The sequence below is a fragment of the Mesorhizobium sp. M1027 genome, from assembly GCF_040318745.1.
In the GTDB taxonomy this organism is placed as follows: domain Bacteria; phylum Pseudomonadota; class Alphaproteobacteria; order Rhizobiales; family Rhizobiaceae; genus Mesorhizobium.
The window spans coordinates 1-18257 of the sequence record NZ_JAMYMW010000018.1 but is presented as its reverse complement, the minus strand read 5'-3'; the positions used below and the strand labels follow the sequence as shown (position 1 = coordinate 18257).

Here is an 18257-nt window from a genome sequence, read left to right as displayed (position 1 = left end):
CATGTCGCATTCGGTCTTGCTTACCGCTTTCCCTTACGGTCATTATTCTCCCGATCGAAATGAGAAAAAACGACCATAAGGTCGGACCAACAGAGTGAGGAACTTAACATGTCGAACGAACTGGAATATCTGAGCCGGCGCGTTGTGTCCGGCAAGCTGAGCCGTCGCGATTTTCTCGGCCGGGCAGCAGCGCTCGGCGTCACCGCAACCTTCGCCAATTCGCTGCTATCCAGCGCCTCCCGCGCGGCGGGTCCGGTCAAGGGCGGCACGCTCAAGGCCGGCCTGGTCGGTGGCGAGTCCACCAACAGTCTCGATCCGGCGCTGTTCATGACGCAGGTGCCGTTCGCCTTCGGCAAGATGTGGGGCGAACTGATCGTCGAACTGTCTCCTGAAGGCAAGCTCGAGAACCGCATTGCCGAGGAGATCGGGTCGTCGGACGACGCCAAGACCTGGACGCTGAAGATCCGCGATGGCGTCGAGTTCCACAACGGCAAGAAGGTGACCGCAGAGGACGTGGCCGCCACCCTCGAACGCCATTCGGACGAGAAGTCGAAGTCCGGCGCGCTCGGTTATATGAAAGGCATCGAGAGCATAAAGGCCAGCGGCAAAGAAGTGGTGCTGACGCTGAAGGAGCCGAATGCCGATCTTCCCTATCTGCTTAGCGACTATCACCTGATCATCCAGCCGAACGGCGGCAAGGACAAGGCTGATGCCGGCATCTCGGCGGGTCCTTACAAGGTCACCACCAACGAGCCCGGCGTGCGCCATGGCGGCGAGCGCTTCGCCAATTACTGGCAGGGCGACAAGATGGGCCATGCCGACCAGATAGAGATCATCGTCATCAACGACGCCACGGCGCGTACGGCGGCGCTGCAGGGCGGCCAGGTCCACATGATCAACCGCGTCGAGCCGAAGATCGTCGACCTGATCAAGCGCGTGCCCGGCGTCACCATCCGCAACCATTCTGGACCCGGCCACTACGTTTTCATCATGCACTGCGACACCGCGCCGTTCGACAACAACGATTTGCGCATGGCGTTGAAGCTGGCGATCGACCGCGAGGAAATGCTGAACAAGGTGCTGCGTGGCTATGGCTCGCTCGGCAATGACTTCCCGATCAATGCATCGTACCCGCTATTCACCGAGATCGAGCAGCGCAAATACGATCCCGACAAGGCCAAATTTCACTACAAGAAGTCGGGCCATGACGGTGCCGTCCTGCTCCGGACGTCGGATGTCGCCTTCCCCGGTGCCGTCGATGCCGCACAGCTGTTCCAGCAAAGCGCGGCCAAGGCCGGCATCAAGCTGGAGATCAAGCGCGAACCGGGCGACGGCTACTGGTCGGAAGTCTGGAACAAACAGCCCTTCTGCGCCTCCTACTGGGGCGGCCGGTCGACGCAGGACCAGATGTACTCTACCGCCTATCTGTCGACGGCCGACTGGAACGACACACGTTTCAAGCGTCCGGATTTCGACAAGATGGTGCTGGCGGCCCGCGCCGAGCTCGACGAGGCCAAGCGCAAGGCAATGTACCACGACATGGCTGTGATGGTGCGCGACGAGGGCGGCCTGATCCTGCCGATGTTCAATCAGTTCATCGACGCGACGGGCGCCAAGGTTGCCGGGTGGGTGGATGATCCGCATCAGGAGTTGATGAACGGATATGCTCTGGCGAAGTGCTGGCTCGAAGCCTGAGCCCGGCCTTGCGGATATGTCCTCACCCATCGTGAAACTGGTGGCCCAGCGCATTGCGCTGGGCATCATCCTTCTATTGGCCGTTTCGGTCCTGATCTTCGCCGGCACCCAGATCCTGCCCGGCGACGTCGCGCAAGCCATTCTCGGGCAGTCGGCGACACCGGAGTCGCTCGCTAATCTGCGCGAGCAGCTCGGCCTCAATGATCCCGCCTACATCCGTTATTTTCGCTGGCTCGGCGGCATCCTGACCGGTGATCTCGGCACGGCTATGTCGAGCGGTCAGGATATCGCAACCTCGATCAAGGGAAGGCTGTGGAACACGCTGTTCCTCGCCTTCTGGGCGGCGATCGTCGCGGTGCCGCTGGCGATCATCCTCGGGCTGATCGCGGTGCGCTACCGCAATGGCTGGGTCGACAAGCTGATCTCGGGACTGGCGCTGGCCTCGACATCCTTCCCGGAATTCTTCGTCGGCTATGTGCTCGTCTTTTTCTTCGCGGTGCAACATCAATGGTTTCCCGCCATTTCCACCGTCTATGAGGGGATGCCGTTCGGCGAACGCATCCAGGCTATAGCACTGCCGGCGGCGGCGCTGACCCTGGTGGTGCTCGCCCATATGATGCGCATGACGCGCGCCGCGATCCTCAACGTCATGCAGTCGGCCTATGTCGAGACCGCGGAGCTCAAGGGGCTTTCGGCCTTCGCGGTTATCCGCAGGCATGCCTTCCCCAATGCGATTGCGCCGATCATCAACGTCGTCATGCTCAACCTTGCCTATCTGATCGTCGGCGTCGTCGTCGTCGAAGTGATCTTCGTCTATCCGGGTATGGGGCAATACTTGGTCGACCACGTCACCAAGCGTGACGTGCCGGTGGTGCAGGCGGTCGGGCTGATCTTCGCCGCCGTTTATATCAGCCTGAACATCATCGCGGACATTGCGGCAATCGTCGCCAATCCGCGCCTCAGACATCCGAAATGAGGGGGTCGGGTATGCTCGTCATCAAACGCATCCCCATCCCGGCGCTGGTCGGACTGGTGTTGACGGCGCTGTTCGTGCTGGCGGCGATCTTTGCGCCGTGGATCGCGCCGCACGGCAATGCCGAGATCGTCAGCGACGTCCCTTGGGAGCCAATGTCGGCTGCGCATTGGCTGGGCACCGACAATCTCGGTCGCGATCTGTTGTCGCGCATGATCTATGGCGCCCGCATCACCCTTTTCATCGCGGTGCTGGCGACCGCGCTGTCGTTCTCGCTCGGTGCCATCCTCGGCTTCTCGGCGGCGGTTTTCGGCGGCTGGTTCGACACGCTTCTGTCGCGTCTCGTCGATCTCCTGATGTCGATCCCGACACTGATCATGGCGCTTGTGGTGCTGTCGGTGCTGCCATCCAATCTGGTGACGCTGATCCTGGTCATGGGCGTTCTCGACTCGACCCGCGTCTACCGCCTGTCGAGGGCGGTCGCCGTTGACATCAACGTCATGGATTACGTCGAGGCGGCCAAATTGCGCGGCGAAGGCAGCGGCTGGATCATCTTCCGCGAAATCCTGCCCAATGCGCTGTCGCCGCTGGTTTCGGAACTCGGCCTGCGCTTCATCTATGCCGTGCTGTTCCTGTCGACGCTGTCCTTCCTCGGTCTTGGCGTGCAGCCGCCGGACGCCGATTGGGGCGGCATGGTCAAGGAAAACAAGGATGGCATCGTCTTCGGCATAGGCGCCGCCCTCATTCCGGCGGCGGCGATCGCAGCGCTGGCAATTTCCGTCAATCTCGTCGCTGACTGGGTGCTCAACCGCACGACAAGCCTGAAGGGAGGACGCGGGTAATGGCCGACAAGCAACCGAAGCCCGGGCAACCGAAGCCCGGGCAACCGAAGTCCGGGCAACCGAAGTCCGGCGTGCTGCTCGACATCCGCAATCTGCGCATCGAGGCCACGGTATATCCGCCGGGCGAGGCGCCGAAGACCATCGTGCTGGTGCACGATGTCTCGCTGACGCTCGAAAAGGGCAAGGTGCTCGGATTGATCGGCGAGTCCGGCGCCGGCAAATCGACCATCGGCCTGTCGTCGATGGGTTACGGCCGCGGCGGCGTGCGCATCACTGGCGGCGAGGTCATCCTCAATGGCCGCGACATCCTGAAGGGCGGCAACGAAGGGTTCCGCAAATTGCGCGGCCGCGAGGTCTGCTATGTCGCGCAATCGGCGGCAGCGGCGTTCAATCCGGCGCACAGGCTGATGGACCAGGTGGTCGAGGCAGCACTCCTGCACGGTACTGCGACGCGGGCCGAAGCCGAAAAGCGCGCCGTGGCGCTGTTCAAGAAGCTCAGCCTGCCGAACCCCGAAAGCATCGGCGAGCGCTTCCCCCACCAGGTGTCGGGCGGTCAGCTGCAGCGCGTGATGACGGCAATGGCGCTGTGCTCGGAACCCGACCTGATCGTCTTCGACGAGCCGACCACGGCGCTCGACGTGACGACGCAGATCGACGTCTTGGCGGCGATCAAGGATGCCATCCGCGACACGCATGTGGCGGCACTCTACATCACCCATGACCTTGCCGTCGTCGCCCAGGTCTCGGACGAGATCATGGTGCTGCGCCACGGCCGGCTGGTCGAATGGGGCGGCACGCGCCAGATCATCAAGGAGCCGCGCCAGGAATACACCAACGCGCTGGTTTCGGTGCATGAGATCGAACATCAGGAGCAGAAGCCCGGCACGAGCCCGTTCCTGTCGGTCAAGAACATCACCGCCGCCTATGGCCGCAGCCACATCAAAGTGCTGAAGAACGTCTCGGTCGACATTTTCCCGGGCCAGACGCTGGCGGTGGTCGGCGAGTCCGGCTCCGGCAAATCGACGCTGGCGCGCGCCATCACCGGCCTCCTGCCGCCCGAACAAGGCACCGTCACCTTCGACGGACGGCCGCTCGCCAACCGGCTTGCCGACCGGCCGAAGGAGGATCTGCGCCAGTTGCAGATGATCTATCAGATGGCCGATGTCGCGATGAATCCGCGCCAGACGGTCGGCACCATCATCGGCCGGCCGCTGGAATTCTATTTTGGGATGCGCGGGCGCGAGCGCGACAAACGTGTCGCCGAACTGCTCGACAAGATCGAGATGGGTAAAGGCTATGTCGACCGCTATCCGGCCGAGCTTTCGGGCGGCCAGAAGCAGCGCGTCTGCATCGCTCGTTCGCTCGCCGCCAAGCCGAAGCTCATCATCTGCGACGAGGTGACATCGGCGCTCGACCCGCTGGTGGCCCACGGCATACTGGAGCTGCTGCTCGAGCTGCAGAAAGAGGAAAACGTCGCTTATCTGTTCATCACTCATGATCTCGCAACAGTGAAGTCGATCGCCGATTCGATCGCGGTGATGTATCGCGGCGAGGTGGTGCGCTACGGCCCCAAGAGCAAGGTTCTGACGCCGCCGTTCGACGCCTACACAGACCTTTTGCTGTCGTCGGTGCCCGAAATGGAGATCGGCTGGTTAGAGAAAGCGATCAAGGGACGGCGCATGGCCAGCGCGGGGAACTAGCGGGCTGCCCCTTGCGCCCGACGATCCTGTCCGGGCGTGGATTGAACGGCAGGCCCGCCCTGACTTTCCGATCAAGCCGCATGGAGGCGCCCTTGGCGCTCAACACAAAACTTCTGCTCATCATCCTAGACGGCGTGCCTTACCGGAACTGGCGACGGCTGATGGGCAATCTCGAAGGGTGGGTGCAATCCGGCGACGCGCGCGTGTGGAAGATGCGCTCCGTGCTGCCGTCGACCTCGGCATCCTGCTATGCCTCGATCCACACCGGCGTGCCGCCTCAAGTGCACGGCATCCTGTCCAACGAGAACCGGTTTCGCGTCGAACAGCCGGACATCTTTTCCGAAGTCAGCAGGGCCGGCGGCAAGACGGGTGCGGTCACCCATTCCTACTGGTCCGAATTCTTCCGGGCCTATCCGTTCGACCTGGTCGAGGACATAGAGTTCGACCAGCCGGGCAGGCCGATCAGCCATGGCCGGTTCCACACCATGACCGGCTACAACGCTAGGAACCAGATGACGCCGAGCGACGTCGACCTGTTCGCGACGTTGACCATGCTGACCAGGCGCTACGGCATTGACTACGGCATCCTGCACAGCTGCACGCTGGACTCGATGGGCCACCGGTTCGGCCATGACTGCCGCGAGATGGATCATGCCGTCTATGCAATAGACGCCATGCTCGCCGGCTTCCTGCCGCGCTGGCGGGAGGCCGGCTACGAGGTGATCGTTACCGCCGATCATGGCCAGACCGATCGCGGCCATCATGGCGGCCACGACGAAGAGATGCAGGATTTCGCACTTTATTACTTCGGATCGGGCGAGGGCCCGGAGGCCAATACGCTGCTCGATCAGCTGCAGCTCGCGCCGACAGTGCTTGCGCGCCTCGGCGTGCCGGTGCCGGTCACCATGAAGGCAAAGCCGTTCCTGAGTTGAGCGCGCGCCCTCTTCTCCCTCTGGCAACGCTCCCGCTCTTCAGTTAGCCTCCGCAAATATACCGGCGGATGCGGTGAACCTTTTTGGGCCGATCAGCGACAGAGCAGGCAGGAGCCAGGCGGCTCGACCGGCGATGACTGCCGCGGAGACCGATCGCGCGCTCGTCGAGCGCGTCGCGAAGGGGGACCGTGCCGCCGTGCGGCTCCTGTTCATGCGCTACCACGCGCGGGTCTACCGCTTCGCGGCACGCCAGACGGGATCGGAACTGATGGCCGACGATATTGCGAACGAGGTATTCCTTGAACTCTGGCGGCAGGCGCCGGCCTTCGAGGGCCGCTCGGAGGTCTCGACATGGCTGCTCGGCATTGCCCGCTTCAAGGCGCTGTCCCTGTTGCGCAAGAAGAAGGAAGACTGGATCGACGACGATGACGCGGCCCAGGTCGCCGACGGTGCCGACACGCCGGAAGTCGTGACGATGAAAGAAGACAAGGCCGCTGCCTTGCGACGCTTCATCGATGCCATGCCGGAAGAGCACCGTACGGTGATCGACCTTGCCTACTATCACGGGCAATCGGTGAGCGAGATCGGCGAGGTACTCGGCATCCCGGTCGCCAGGTCAAGACCAGGATGTTCTTCGCCCGCAAGGAACTCGGCGAAGCCCTCAAGGCCGCCGGTTACGACAGGGGGTGGCCATGAGCGCCGCTGAAAAGATGTCGCGCCGCGACGAAATGGAAATGCTGCTGCCGTTTTATCTGAACGGCTCGCTGGAGGGCACCGAGCTCGAAGCCATCGAGGAATGGCTGGCAAGCGATCCGGCGGCGATGGCCGCACTAGGCGAGGCCGAGGCCGAATTCTCCGGCACCGCTGCCGCAAACGAGGCAATCCGCCCGCCTGCCGATGCGCTCAGCCGCTTTGCCAAGGCGCTCGATGCCGAGGCCGGCCCCGCCCGCGGGCCGGCGGCATCGTCCTGGCTGGCGCAGGCCTGGAGCCGCCTCATGGCGTTGCCCGCCGGCATTGCCTGGGCCGCGGCCGCGGTGCTGCTGGCCCTGGTCGTCACGCAATCCTTTGTGCAGACCGGCAACAGAGATGGCGATTTCGAGATTGCCGGATCGGATGACGATCTGGCCAAAATGCCGTTTGCCCTTGTGAAGTTCAAACCGGATGCGAAGCTGTCCGACATCACCGCTTTTCTCGACCAGAACCAGTTGACGATCGCCGGCGGGCCTACCGCCGACGGCGTTTTCCGGCTCGGCGTTCCGGCCAAGACCGCCGCCGACTATCAGAAACTGCTTGGCCTTATTGCCGCCCAGCCTTTCACCGAAGCTGCCCTGGAGGGAAGGAAACCGGCTGATGGCGGCTAAGGCGGTCATTCGATTGACGGCGGCGATGACAATCTTCGCCACGTCTGCCGTTGCACAAACCAACGATCCTAACCTCACCCAGGCGGAGATCGACTGCCTGAACCGGGGAAGTGCCGCCAACGCCGACTGCGCCAAGGATGGCGGCGGCGTGAAGGATGGCGGAAAAGCGCAGGCTCATGGAACGACGGGCGCGGTGTTCTTCCGGACTTGACGCTTGGGCATTCCGGATGGCTGCCCGGTCGGCGTCATGGAGGCACAGCTTGCCGCCGACGGCCGCATTTTGCGGCGTGAGGCCAACCATGTCTACTCGCTGCAGCAGGCGGCCAGCACCGTCAATTATGCGTTCGAACGCATCGCGCTCGACGCCAACGAAGCCAGCGGCGAGAATGTGCGCGTTGGCGTCATCGACACCGGCATCGACGATAAGAATCCGGCGCTCTCCGGTATCAGGCAGTTCAATGCCATGCCCGAGGTGCCGATCAAGGCGCGCGACCACGGCACTTCGGTCGACGGACTGATCGCCGGCCGGCGCGTTCAAGGGCATGGCGCCTGGCGCCAGGATCTATCACGCCCGCGCCTTCGAGGGCGGCAAGTCAACCATGGACGTCATCCTTTCGGCGCTCGACTGGGCAGCGGAGCAGGATGTCCGCATCATCAATATGAGCTTCGTCGGTCCGAAGAACGACCTGCTCGGCATCGCCTGCCGCAATGCGCGTGCGCTTGGCATCGTGCTGGTCGCGGCCGCCGGCAATAACGGGCCGAAGGCGCCTATGGTTATCCGGCCGCCTTCGACGGCGTGATCGCGGTGACGGCCACCGATGCCCAGGGACGGGCTGATAGCGCAGGCCAATCGCGGCGCCTACGTCTTCATCTCCGCCCCTGGCGTCGAGATGGTGGCGCCAAGCGGCGCCGGGTCGGATGTCGTGACCGGGACATCCTGTGACCGGCGCGGTCGCCAATCTGTTGCATGCGGCGCCCGATCGCTCCGCCGACTGGGTCGAGAAAGCGCTCGCCGGCACGGCAAGGGATCTTGGCCCCAAGGGCCGCGACAATGATTTCGGTTTTGGCCTGCTGGACACCAAAGCGGCCGAGGCGGTCAAGGAATAGCCCGCTCAAGTCGCATTTTGCCGAGGACGTGCCAGAAAATAGAACGCGGCGATGTGTGTGATCATCAGCAGCGGTACGTAGATGATCGGGATCGCGTAGGCGGCGCCCAGTTCCCCCGCGCGTGCAGGAAGGCCGATCTGAATGGCGTGATAATAGTCGACGACGAGGTCGACCGTCCCTACGACGTTGAAGGCGACGACCAACGGCCAGAAGAGCGGGGATATCCTCAGCGTGAGCAGCGCCAGCATGGCCAGCACGCCAGTCGCGAAATCGCCGTAGGCGGCGAACACAGCGAAATTGGCGGGCAGATTGGGGCATACGACGCCCGGAACGAGGAAGACGAGCCCGAAGAATCGGAAGCTGTGCAGCGTAGCGATAGCGCGTTGCGCCGCGACCCGGTCCATCGACCTGAGCCAAGGCAGACCGTACGCGCCGAAGCAAAGTAGCCACGCGACGTAGCCGAGAACAAGATGGGTTTGGAACACCATTTCCGTGGACATTTGGCCTTCTCTCAACAGTTGGTTCACGCGGCTTTAAGCCCGCTACCGAAATTCGACTATCCGGTGTAATCACAACAACCTATGAAGCAGAACTACACAGTCCGACATGGTGCGCTGGAGGGCGTCGAGGTGTTCCTGGCTGTCGCCAGGCACCGCAATTTCCGCCGTGCCGCCGCCGATCTCGGCGTGACGCCGTCCGCCGTGAGCCAAGCGGTGCGCGCGCTGGAAGCTCGTCTGGGCACGGCGCTGTTCGTCCGCACGACGCGGAGCGTTGGTTTAACCGAACCTGGCCAGCGGTTCCTCGACCGTGCCGGCCCTGCATTCGAGGAGCTCGTTGCGGCCGGCGCGGCGGCTCGCGATATCGGCCAACGGCCGACCGGTCTACTGCGCCTGTCTGTACCCCGCGCCATCGTGCCGCTGATGCTGGAGCCGGTGCTCGCGTCGTTCTGCCAAGCCTATCCTGAGATCGAACTTGAGATCGCCGTGAGCGACCAAATGGTCGATCTCGCGACCGGTGGGTTCGACGCCGGCATCCGCCTCGGGCAACTCATCGCCGCCGACATGGTCGCGGTGCGGCTGACCCCGCCGTTCTCGTTCGTAGTCGTCGGCAGCCCTGACTATCTTGAGCACCACGGTCGTCCCGAGCGTGTCGACGACTTGCGCCACCACTCCTGCTTACGCTTGCGCCGCTCGAATGGCGCCATCGCGCCCTGGTTGTTCATCGACGGCAACGGCGCCATCGAAGCGATCGTCTCAGGCCCGCTGATCGCGCACGACTATTCGACGTTGGTCGGGGCTGCGATGCGGGGCGTTGGGCTGGCGCAAACGCCGCGACCACTCGCCGAAGGTCCGATCGCCGAAGGAAAGCTCAAGTCGGTGCTGGACAGCATCGCCACGACGACGCCGGGTGTCTTCCTCTACCATCCTGGCAAGCGCCAAGTCCTGCCGAAGCTGCGCGCCTTCATCGATCACCTCAAATCCGCGGCCTGAAACCAGGACGCACGCCAAATGCTCGCGCTGGCTAACAGCCGCCAACGACCTCGCCCGTATTGAGCTATGCCTCTAGGCCGGGGCGCCGGCTACCGATCCCCTGACCACCAGGTCGACCGGCCAGACCTCGCCGCGAGCGCCCTCCTCCAGGCCGGAAATCCGCGCCGCCAGCCGTTCGGCGATGCGTGCGCCCGCCAGGCGGATCGACGAACGTGTCGTCGACAGCGGCACCGAAAAGTTTTCCGGCTTCAGCCAGGGAAAGACGTCGTCATGGGCGATCAGCGACAGGTCGCCCGGAATGGTCAGGCCGAGATCGCGCACCGCGCGCACCACGCCGAGCGCCATGATCAGGCTGGAGCAGGCGATCGCCGTCGGCGCGTCGCTTTGTTCCAGCAGACGCCTGGCGGCGCGATAGCCGTTCTCCTCGGTCATTGTCAGGGAACAGACATGCTGATCACGAAGCACCAGGCCGCTTGCCGCAAGCGCGCGCCGCACGCCGCGCTCGCGATGTATGGCGAAGGTCTCGCGATCGTCGCCATTGATAAGCGCCAGACGCCTGTGACCGAGCTGGACGAGAAGCCGCGCCGCCTCGTGGAAGGCGCCCTCATTGTCGATGTCGGTGAAGGGATAGTCGAAATCGAAGCCTTCGCTGCGGCCATGGACGATGAAGGGAATGCCGAGCGTGTTGACGAGCGCCACCCGCCGGTCGGCCGGCCTCGGCGAGGAGATATAGACCGCGTCGACCTGCCGGTTGGCGACAATGCGGCGGTAGGTCGTCTCCTGGTCGTCGGCATCGGCCGGTGACAGCACCAGGTCGAGCTCGTGCGAACGGGCATAGTCGCCGAGGCCGGACAGGAACTCGACGAAATGCGGGTCGATATCAACGGTCGCTCCCGTCGGCAGCACATAGCCGATCATGCCGGTCTTGCCGGTCGCCAGCCGGCGGGCGCTCGGATTGGGGCGATAACCATGACGCTTGGCGGCATCGACCACCCGCCGGCGCGTTTCCTCGTTGACTTCCGGGTAGCCGTTCAATGCGCGGCTCACCGTGGTCTGCGAAAGCGCTAGCATGTGGGAGAGCTGCTTGAGGTTCACCGGAGGCCTCCAAACCTCAAAGCGCTTTTAATTTGAATCGATCTGGCCCTACGAACCGCGTTGCCGAGCGCAATGACCATACGCACGGTTGGGACCAGTTTGAAGCCGAATCTGCTGCTGCATCGCCAGAAAACTGTGCTGCAGCGCACTTCTCGGCACCCGGTCGCAAAAATTAAATCGATTAGCCTGGCTTGCTATTGACTCGCGGTCAATTCAGTGGCGAGATCAAAATGACCAAAGCGCTTTGGAAGACTCCCCGAAAGGTTGCAGTTCCTTTCCGACTGAGTCACAGTCCTGCGGCGCCGGCGGACGGAATGGAGGTTTCGTTCGGTGTTTGTCACCACTGGGAGGGAATACCGATGAAAAAAATGCTTCTGCTGGGCGCTGCGTTTGCCACGCTCGCCTTGGCCATGCCCGCGCAAGCCGAACTGAAGTTCAAGCCGGGCGAAGATCCCCGTTTCAACTGGGCCAACTACGAAGAGCTCAAGAAGGTCGACCTCAAGGGCGAGACACTGACAATCTTCGGGCCGTGGCGCGGCGAGGACGAAGGGCTGATCCGCACCGTTCTCGATTATTTCTCCGAAGCCACCGGCGCCGAGATCAAGTATTCCTCGTCGGAGAATTACGAGCAGCAGATCGTCATCGACACGCAGGCTGGCAGCCCGCCCAACATCGCCGTGCTGCCGCAGCCGGGCCTGATCCAGGACCTGGCATCGAAGGGCTTACTGACGCCACTCGGCGACGACACGGCCAACTGGGTCAAGGACAATTACGGCGCGGGCCAATCCTGGGTCGACCTCGGCACCTTCAAGGACAAGGACGGCAGGCCCGGCTTCTTCGCCTTTCCTTATAAGGCCGACGTGAAATCGCTGGTCTGGTACTCGCCGGACAATTTCGAGGAAGCCGGCTACAAGGTGCCGAAGACGCAGGAAGAGCTTGCCGAGCTCGAAAAGAAGATCATCGCCGACGGCGGCACGCCATGGTGCATCGGGCTTGGTTCGGGCGGCGCCACTGGCTGGCCGGCGACCGACTGGGTCGAAGACATCATGCTGCGCACCCAGACGCCCGAGACCTACGACAAATGGGTGAAGAACGAAATTCCGTTCAACGATCCGGCCGTGGTCAACGCCATCGACATTTTCGGCAAGATCGCGACCGACGACAAGATGGTCGAGGGTGGCGCCAAGGCGGTTGCGGCGACCGATTTCCGCGACAGCCCGAAGGGCCTCTTCTCGGTGCCGCCGAAATGCTATCTGCACCACCAGGCATCGTTCATCCCGACCTTCTTCCCGCAAGGCACCAAGATCGGCGAGGATGCCGACTTCTTCTATTACCCGCCCTACGCCTCCAAGCCCGAGCTCGGCACTCCGGTGCTCGGCGCCGGCACGCTGGCCATGATCACCAAAGATAGCAAGAGTGCCCGCGCCTTCATCGAATTCCTGAAGCTGCCGCTCGCTCATGAGATCTGGATGGCACAGGGCGGCTTCGTGACGCCGTTCAAGTCGGTCAACAAGGACGCCTATGCCAGCGACGCGCTGAAGAAGCAGGGCGAGATCCTGGCCAACGCCTCGACCTTCCGCTTCGATGGGTCCGACCTGATGCCGGGCAAGATCGGCGCCGGCGCGTTCTGGACCGGCATGATCGACCTGGTCGGTGGCAAGTCCGCCCAGGACGTCGCCACCGACATCCAGAAAAGCTGGGACGCGATCAAGTAAGCGGCCGGCTCGAGTCCCATGTGATGCGGTCCGGGCCTCAAACGGCCCGGACCTTCTTCGGTGCCTGGCGTCGCGTCGATTGTCGTGAGCACGACGCATTCCGGCATGACGCGCGCCCAGTGACCTGCTTTTCGGCTGGTCGCGCTCCAGACAACTGAATCGGCGCATGATCCCGTCGCCAAAGCCATTCTCGACTGGCGGATCCGTGCGCAGGGGGAGGGACCCATGGCGGCTCAGATTTTTTCGGCGATATTCGTCATCATCATCGGCGTGGGCGGCTGCGTCGCCTATTTCTGGGGTGCTAACAAGGCACTCGACACGATCTTTCCGGCACGCGGCGTTTCCGGCAAGGCGGCGATCAACAATCTGCGCCGGCAGGGGGTGATCCGGCCCTGGCTGTTCGTCGGCCCGGCGATGATCATCCTCACTATCTACCTGATCTACCCGGTGGTGGAGACGCTGAGGCTGTCGTTCCTCGATCGCGGCGGCGCCCATTTCGTCGGCTTGGCCAACTATCAATGGGCGTTCGGCGACCGTGAGTTCCGCAATTCGATCCTCAACAACATCATGTGGCTGGCGGTGGTGCCAGCCGCCTGCACCTTCCTCGGCCTGATCATCGCCGTGCTCACCGACAAGATTTGGTGGGGCACCATCGCCAAGAGCCTGATCTTCCTGCCGCTCGCCATCTCCTTCGTCGGCGCCAGCGTCATCTGGAAATTCATCTACGAGTATCGCGGCGAGGGCCAGACACAGATCGGCCTGCTCAACGCCATCATCCAGTATTTCGGCGGCCAGCCGCAGGTCTGGATATCGCTGCCGTTCTGGAACAACTTCTTCCTGATGGTCATCCTGATCTGGATCCAGACCGGCTTTGCCATGGTCATCCTGTCGTCGGCCTTGCGCGGCATTCCGGAAGAGACGCTGGAAGCCGCCGTGATCGACGGCGCCAACCCCTTCCAGATCTTCTGGAAGATCATGGTGCCGCAGATCTGGGGCACCATCGCCGTCGTCTGGACCACCATCACCATCCTGGTGCTGAAGGTTTTCGACATCGTGCTGACCATGACCAACGGCCAGTGGAACAGCCAGGTGCTGGCCAATCTGATGTTCGACTGGATGTTCCGCGGCGGCGGCGATTTCGGCCGCGGCGCCACCATCGCCATCATCATCATGATAGCGGTCATTCCGATCATGGTCTGGAACATCCGCCAGGCGAACAAAGAGACGGAAGGGCATTGAGATGACTGTCTCGACCGGAAAGTCCTTTGTCAGCCGTTTCGGCGTCCACATCGCCGTCTTCATCTTCGTTGCGATCTGGACGATCCCGACGCTCGGCATTCTGGTCTCGTCGCTGCGCGACAAGGACCAGATCATCGCTTCTAGCTGGTGGAACTCGTTCACCAGTTCCAGCCAGACGGAAGCCGGACGGCTGCCGCCCGCCTCGGCGCAGGTCGAGAAGGACGGCAAGTTCGTTCTGCAAGGCAATATCTTCGGCGACGGCCCTGCCCGCAACATCAGCGCCTTCGGCGTCAAGTCGGCAGCGCCGACGCAATATCCCGCCGGCACGACAGCCGATCTCGGCGACGGCGTGACCCTGCAGCTCAATGCCGACGGCAGTTTCGTCATGACCTCGCCGAAGGCTTTCGAAGGCGAACGCGGCCAGCGCGTCTATTACGCCTCCTCGGCGCCGCCGAAATTCACCACCGATAATTACGACACGGTGCTGTTTTCGGAAGGCATCGGCCGCTCCTTCATGAACTCGCTGACCGTCACCATTCCGGCCACCGTCATCCCGATCCTGATCGCCGCGTTCGCAGCCTACGCGCTGGCCTGGATGCGCTTTCCTGGCCGGGCTCTGCTCATCGCCGTCATCATCGGCCTCCTGGTCGTGCCGCTGCAGATGTCGCTGATCCCGCTGCTGAAGCTCTACAACGGCGTCGGCAGCTTCTTCGGAGTGCCGTCGAAGACCTATCTCGGCATCTGGCTGGCGCATACCGGCTTCGGCCTGCCTTTCGCCATCTATCTGTTGAGGAGCTATATCGCCGGCCTGCCACGCGAGATCATGGAGTCGGCGCGCATCGACGGGGCCAGCGATTTCGAGATCTTCGTCAAGATCGTGCTGCCCTTGTCGTTCCCGGTGCTGGCCTCGTTCGCCATCTTCCAGTTTCTCTGGGTGTGGAACGATCTGCTGGTGGCGATGGTTTTCCTTGGTACCGAGGGCGACCAGATCGTGCTGACCGCCAAGCTCAATGCGTTGCTCGGCTCGCGCGGCGGCGACTGGGAGATCCTGACGACATCGGCCTTCGTTACCATCATCGTGCCGCTGATCGTGTTCTTCTCGCTGCAGCGCTATTTCGTCCGCGGGCTGCTTGCCGGCTCGGTGAAAGGAGGTTGAGATCATGCAATCCGCTTTGAAGGCCACTCCGAAGCCCGATCTTGCTATCGATCGCGACTGGTGGCGAGGTGCCGTGATCTACCAGATTTACCCGCGCAGCTACCAGGATTCGAACGGCGACGGCATCGGCGACCTCAGGGGCATTATCGGCCGGCTGCCCTATATCGCCTCGCTCGGCGTCGACGCCATCTGGATCTCGCCGTTCTTCAAATCGCCGATGAAGGACTTTGGCTACGACGTGTCGGATTATTGCGATGTCGATCCGATGTTCGGCACGCTGGCGGACTTCGACGCGCTGACCGCCGAGGCGCACCGGCTTGGCCTCAAGGTGATGATCGACGAGGTGCTCTCGCATACTGCTGACGTCCATCCCTGGTTCAAGCAGAGCCGCTCGAGCCGCAGCAATCCAAAAGCCGACTGGTATGTCTGGGCGGACGCCAAGCCGGACGGCACGCCGCCCAACAACTGGCTCTCGATCTTCGGCGGCTCGGCCTGGCAGTGGGACACCAGCCGCCAGCAATATTACCTGCATAATTTCCTGGCCGAGCAGCCCGACCTCAATTTCCACAGCCGCGCCGTCCAGGACGCGCTGCTCGATGTCACCCGCTTCTGGCTGGAGCGCGGCGTCGATGGTTTCCGCCTCGATACCATCAATTTCTACGTCCACAGCCAAGGCCTGGAAGACAATCCGCCGCTGCCGCCCGAGCAGCGCAACGACCAGACGGCGCCGGCCGTCAACCCCTACAACTACCAGGACCATCTCTACGACAAGAGCCGGCCTGAAAACCTCGGCTTCCTCGAACGCTTCCGCGCCTTGCTCGACGAATATCCGGCGACGGCCGCGGTTGGCGAAGTCGGCGATTCGCAGCGTGGGCTGGAAGTCGTGGCGGCCTATACGGCCGGCGGCAAGCGCGTCCATATGTGTTACTCCTTCGACTTCCTGGCGCCGGAGAAGATCAGCGCGGCAAAGGTGCGCTCGGTGCTGGAAACGTTCGGCAAGGTGGCCAGCGACGGCTGGTCGTGCTGGGCCTTCTCCAACCATGACGTGATGCGCCCTGCCTCGCGCTGGGCAGCCGGCGAGCCGGACCCGACCGCGTACCTCAAGGTCATCTCGGCGCTTCTGATGTCGTTGCGCGGCTCGGTCTGCATCTATCAGGGCGAGGAGCTCGGGCTCAGCGAGGCCGAACTCAGCTTCGAGGATCTGCAGGACCCGTACGGCATCCGCTTCTGGCCGGAATTCAAGGGCCGCGACGGCTGCCGCACGCCAATGGTTTGGGACGGCGCTGCCCGCAATGGCGGCTTCTCGACGGCAAAGCCCTGGCTGCCGGTGCCGGCCAAGCACCTTGCGCAAGCGGTCAATGTGCAGCAAGGCAACGACGGCTCGCTGCTCGAGCACTACCGGCGCTTCCTGGCTTTCCGCCGCGCCCATCCGGCGCTGGCCAAGGGCGATATCGAGTTCATCGAAAGCGACGGCGACACCGTCGCCTTCACGCGCCGCGAAGGCAACGAGCAGATCGTCTGCGCCTTCAATCTCGGCGCAAAGCCGGCCGAGGTCGATCTTGACGGCCGCTCACTGCAGCCCTTGCCGGGACACGGGTTTTCGGGACAGACTGGCGCCGGCACTATCCGCCTCGGCGGCTACGGCGCCTGGTTCGGGCGTATCGACTGAATTCAAGGAAGAACTGGAGAGTACCATGGCCGATGTCACGCTAAGGCAAGTGAGGAAATCATATGGCAATCTCAACATTCTGCACGGCGTCGACCTCGACATAAAGTCGGGCGAATTCATCGTCTTCGTCGGTCCGTCTGGTTGCGGCAAGTCGACCTTGCTGCGCTGCATCGCCGGGCTGGAGGAGATCACCTCAGGCGAGCTCAAGATCGACGGCGAGATTGTCAACGACGTGCCGCCGTCAAAGCGCGGCATCGCGATGGTGTTCCAGTCCTATGCGCTCTATCCGCACATGACCGTCTACGACAACATGGCGTTCTCGATGAAGATCGGCAAGGAAAGCAAGGCCGAGATCGACAAGCGGGTGCGCCAGGCGGCCGAGATCCTGCAGCTGACCAAATATCTCGACCGCCTGCCCAAGGCGATGTCGGGCGGCCAGCGCCAGCGCGTCGCCATCGGCCGCGCCATCGTGCGCAATCCCAAGGTCTTCTTGTTCGACGAGCCGCTATCCAACCTCGATGCGGCGCTGCGCGTCGCCACTCGCATCGAGATCGCCAAGCTCAAGGAATCGATGCCGGCCACAACGATGATCTATGTCACCCACGACCAGGTCGAGGCCATGACGCTGGCCGACCGCATCGTGGTGCTGAAGGAAGGCCATATCGAACAGGTCGGCACGCCGATGGAGCTCTACAAGCGGCCCGGCAATCTGTTCGTCGCCCAGTTCATCGGCTCGCCGGCGATGAACATCCTGCCGGCGACGATCGACAGGACCGGCAACCCGACGGTCGTCAGCCATGTCGGCGGCCGCAAGGCAACGGTGCCGATCGCAACGCCTGCCTCGGCGAAAGGCGCTACGGTGAGCTTCGGGGTGCGGCCGGAGGATCTGATGATTGCCACCGGCGCCGACTATTTGTTCGAAGGGACCGTCGATTATGTCGAGCAGCTCGGCGAGGTCCAACTCGTATATGTCGACATCGGCCGCGCCGACCTGCCGCTGGTGACCAAGCTGCCGGGCAATGTCGAGGTCAAGCGCGGGGCGTCGATGCGGCTGACGGCGGATGCCGGCGACCTGCATATTTTCGACGCGGACGGACACTCCTTCGCGCTCCATGAAGCAGAAGCAAAGGCGGCTTGAGGCAGGCGTTTTTCCGCCACGCAAAAGACAAGAGCGGCGGGGCCGGCCCGCCGCGGGTTTGTGGGATTGCGGTTGGGCTGTTAGAGCGGTTAATAGTTTTAAAGGAAAAACCCGCACCGCGATATCTATTTTGATTATACACATG

At 63.0% G+C, this 18257-nt stretch carries 14 protein-coding genes and 2 pseudogenes; 14 read left to right on the top strand and 2 right to left on the bottom strand.

The annotated features are described in order from the left end of the window. The first annotated feature begins 108 nt into the window (after positions 1-108). The 8 genes and pseudogenes from NKH50_RS27275 to NKH50_RS27240 all read left to right on the top strand — a co-directional run bounded on the left by NKH50_RS27275 (position 109) and on the right by NKH50_RS27240 (position 8610). Complete coding sequence (locus NKH50_RS27275; RefSeq protein WP_352882213.1) at positions 109-1695, top strand: ABC transporter substrate-binding protein; 1587 nt, start codon at positions 109-111, stop codon at positions 1693-1695. A 16-nt stretch (positions 1696-1711) separates the two neighbouring features. Then, entirely contained in the window at positions 1712-2671 is a 960-nt protein-coding gene (locus NKH50_RS27270) for an ABC transporter permease (protein ID WP_352505913.1), read from the top strand. A gap of 11 nt (positions 2672-2682) precedes the next feature. Further along, positions 2683-3510 (top strand): ABC transporter permease, encoded by an 828-nt coding sequence (locus tag NKH50_RS27265; protein WP_254816006.1) that lies wholly within the window; start codon positions 2683-2685, stop codon positions 3508-3510. Next, complete coding sequence (locus tag NKH50_RS27260) at positions 3510-5210, top strand: ABC transporter ATP-binding protein (protein ID WP_352882211.1); 1701 nt, start codon at positions 3510-3512, stop codon at positions 5208-5210. Before NKH50_RS27265 ends, NKH50_RS27260 begins: the two co-directional genes overlap by 1 nt. Before the next feature lie 92 nt (positions 5211-5302). Beyond that, on the top strand, positions 5303-6142 hold the full coding sequence (locus tag NKH50_RS27255) for an alkaline phosphatase family protein (RefSeq protein ID WP_254816004.1): 840 nt from the start codon (positions 5303-5305) through the stop codon (positions 6140-6142). 133 nt (positions 6143-6275) lie between these two features. Then, positions 6276-6838, top strand: a pseudogene (locus NKH50_RS27250) (sigma-70 family RNA polymerase sigma factor). After that, positions 6835-7503 carry an anti-sigma factor gene (locus tag NKH50_RS27245; protein ID WP_352882208.1) on the top strand — a complete coding sequence of 223 codons (669 nt, stop codon included), beginning with the start codon at positions 6835-6837 and terminating at the stop codon, positions 7501-7503. Before NKH50_RS27250 ends, NKH50_RS27245 begins: the two are co-directional and overlap by 4 nt. After that, positions 7493-8610 (top strand): annotated as a pseudogene (locus NKH50_RS27240) (S8 family serine peptidase). Before NKH50_RS27245 ends, NKH50_RS27240 begins: the two are co-directional and overlap by 11 nt. A 5-nt stretch (positions 8611-8615) precedes the next feature. Here the strand turns inward: NKH50_RS27240 and NKH50_RS27235 are convergent. Continuing rightward, positions 8616-9110 (bottom strand): DUF8737 domain-containing protein, encoded by a 495-nt coding sequence (locus tag NKH50_RS27235; protein WP_352882206.1) that lies wholly within the window; start codon positions 9108-9110, stop codon positions 8616-8618. Positions 9111-9191: 81 nt separating this feature from the next. Between NKH50_RS27235 and NKH50_RS27230 the strand changes: the two genes are divergently transcribed. Further along, positions 9192-10100, top strand: coding sequence for a LysR family transcriptional regulator (locus tag NKH50_RS27230; protein ID WP_352882204.1), 909 nt, complete (start codon positions 9192-9194; stop codon positions 10098-10100). A gap of 72 nt (positions 10101-10172) precedes the next feature. On the opposite strand, the gene NKH50_RS27225 is transcribed toward NKH50_RS27230, so the two are convergent. Beyond that, complete coding sequence (locus tag NKH50_RS27225; protein ID WP_352480048.1) at positions 10173-11195, bottom strand: substrate-binding domain-containing protein; 1023 nt, start codon at positions 11193-11195, stop codon at positions 10173-10175. A 359-nt stretch (positions 11196-11554) separates the two neighbouring features. Here NKH50_RS27225 and NKH50_RS27220 point away from each other — a divergent pair, with 359 nt between their 5' ends. From NKH50_RS27220 to NKH50_RS27200, 5 genes are all read left to right on the top strand, one after another. Next, positions 11555-12910, top strand: a complete 1356-nt coding sequence (locus tag NKH50_RS27220; RefSeq protein WP_352882200.1) for an ABC transporter substrate-binding protein — start codon at positions 11555-11557, stop codon at positions 12908-12910. 225 nt (positions 12911-13135) lie between these two features. After that, positions 13136-14149: a carbohydrate ABC transporter permease gene (locus NKH50_RS27215; RefSeq protein WP_352480046.1), complete on the top strand. Its 1014-nt coding sequence runs from the start codon at positions 13136-13138 to the stop codon at positions 14147-14149. Between the two features lies 1 nt (position 14150). Continuing rightward, positions 14151-15305 carry a carbohydrate ABC transporter permease gene (locus NKH50_RS27210; protein WP_352882198.1) on the top strand — a complete coding sequence of 385 codons (1155 nt, stop codon included), beginning with the start codon at positions 14151-14153 and terminating at the stop codon, positions 15303-15305. Between the two features lie 4 nt (positions 15306-15309). Then, positions 15310-16974 carry a beta-galactosidase BglA gene (bglA, locus tag NKH50_RS27205; RefSeq protein WP_352882196.1) on the top strand — a complete coding sequence of 555 codons (1665 nt, stop codon included), beginning with the start codon at positions 15310-15312 and terminating at the stop codon, positions 16972-16974. Between the two features lie 25 nt (positions 16975-16999). Further along, positions 17000-18112, top strand: coding sequence for an ABC transporter ATP-binding protein (locus tag NKH50_RS27200; protein ID WP_352882194.1), 1113 nt, complete (start codon positions 17000-17002; stop codon positions 18110-18112). Positions 18113-18257 lie beyond the last annotated feature (145 nt).